Raw genomic sequence first — 2077 nt, forward strand, 5'->3', positions numbered from 1 at the left:
ATCGTCCGGAAATCGGGCGCATGGTATCATGTCGACTTTCCGGGAGCGTCGCCATGACCATCACCATCACCGCCTTCGAAGATTCGCCCGACCGCGGCCAGGGCCTTGCCCGCGACATGCGCGTGCGCTGGGCGCTGGAAGAACTGGAATTGCCGTATGATGTCAGACTGCTCTCGTTCGCGGCGCTGAAGCGACCGAACCACCTTGCCCTCAACCCCTTCGGGCAGATTCCAAGCTTCGAGGACGAAGGTCTGGTCCTGTTCGAATCCGGAGCCATCGTTCTTCATCTTGCCCGCAACCATCCCGGAATCCTGCCCGAATCGACGGATGCGCGGGCACGGGCCGAAGCCTGGGTATTTGCCGCGCTCAACACGGTGGAGCCACCCATCGTCGAGTGCACGATGGCCCTCCTGTTCGAACGCGACCAACCGTGGCAGAAGGCACGGCAGCCGATGCTCGACCGCAGAGTGCACGACCGACTGGGCCAGCTATCCGCACGGCTCGGCGACGCCGAATGGTTGGACGGCGAGTTCAGCGCCGGAGACCTGATGATGGTGACCGTCTTGCGCCGCCTGGCCGCAACCTCGTTGCTAAACGATTTTCCGGCGCTTTCGGCCTACATCGCGCGTGGCGAAGCGCGCCCAGCCTACCGGCGCGCTTTCGCCGATCAGCGCGCGGTGTTCGAGACGGCCAGTGCGGAACGCCCCACCGATCGTTCTGCCACCGCCTCTGCGCAGCCTGAGGTTGGATAAACGCGACTTCCAACCGCTTATAGCCGCATGGTCACGACCAGACTGGTTCGCACTCCGTCGAGCACAGCAAAGGATTACACGGATTCCGTCGATTGCCTGACATTATGCTGCTGTTTCCGCCTATAATGTGTGTTGGAATAGTATCGACTGGCCGAACTGCGCCACTTCGGCGTGTTTCCGAGGGCGGTCGTGTTGGTTGCGATTTGTTGACGAAAGCCGGTTAATGCATGTGCTTCGATGGGTATGACCCCAGGAAGCGAGTAGGGATCGCGAATGCTTAACGGCCACAAACTGGCAGGTCACCGAGGCGTGGTGGCGATTGTAGGTCTGCTCGGGCTGACGCTCGGGGGATCGGCCGCGCTGTTCGTGACCTCGCAATCCATGGATCGGATTGCCGCCGACCGGCAGCAAGAGCAGGTCGAGAAGACGATCTCCCGCACGCTCCAAAGCGCCGCCGAACAAGCGGCAGCCACCAGCGCGCGACTGGAGCCCGCCCGCAGGATCGCTGCGCTGGGACCGGACGAAGCGGCCAATTGGCTGGACAGCGAACTGGGCCGCCCTGCCGTAGCCAGCGAACCGACCAGAGCCGTGGCCATCGTTACTCGCTCGGGCGCGATCTACGGCTATACGCGCGGCGGCCGGGCCGACGCCAACGATCTGGAGGAAATTCGCGATGCTGCCGGCGAACTGGTTAATGCCCTGCCCCCCGCCGATAGCAAGAGCGTGCCTAGCGCCAAAGCGGATCTGACATCGGTCCACCGCGTCCCCGTCGTTGCTGCCGCATCGCGCATCCCGGCCTCCGGAGAACCGCTGACGCTGGTCACCATCACATATCTCGACGACCCCATGCTCAACCGCTGGGCCGGTACGCTGATGCTCGACGGTTTTACCGCGCTGAATCCACGCGAAGCCACACCCCCGGGCGTGCGCAGCGTCGAACTTTCGGCGGGGGACGGCGCGCTTCTGGGCAGGCTCGCCTGGCATCCTGCCAGGCCCGGCGAGGCGATCCGCAAGTATGTGATACCGGCCACCCTGGCGATCGGCGCCGCCGTCCTCGGTCTTTTTCTGATGCTGGCCCACCGCGCCAGCAATCTTGAAGACCAAGCGGACTCCAATTCCCGGCGGGCGCGATATCTCGAACTTTTCGATCCCGTCACTGAACTGGTGAACCGTGCAACCTTCATCAAGCAACTGGAACAGATCGCCGGTTCCCAGGCCTGCCGACTGATCCTGCTCGACATCGACGATTTCAGCGCCATCAACGAAGAACTGGGCCATCGTGCCGGAGACCAGGTAATTCGCGACTTCGGCAAGCAGTTGCTCAA

The 2077-nt window shown here is 63.1% G+C and carries 2 protein-coding genes; both read left to right on the forward strand.

From position 1 onward, the window contains the following. The first annotated feature begins 53 nt into the window (after positions 1-53). Positions 54-752, forward strand: a complete 699-nt coding sequence (locus RT424_RS24130) for a glutathione S-transferase family protein (RefSeq protein WP_313443393.1) — start codon at positions 54-56, stop codon at positions 750-752. Positions 753-1061: 309 nt separating this feature from the next. After that, on the forward strand, positions 1062-2077 hold a 1016-nt coding region (locus tag RT424_RS24135), incomplete at its 3' end, for a diguanylate cyclase domain-containing protein (protein ID WP_313443395.1).

Source organism: Novosphingobium sp., assembly GCF_032093395.1.
Lineage (GTDB): Bacteria > Pseudomonadota > Alphaproteobacteria > Sphingomonadales > Sphingomonadaceae > Novosphingobium.

Excerpts from the sequence above, each read along its gene's own strand:
- RT424_RS24130 (WP_313443393.1), top strand. The coding sequence starts at position 54 with ATGACCATCACCATCACCGCCTTCGAAGATTCGCCCGACCGCGGCCAG.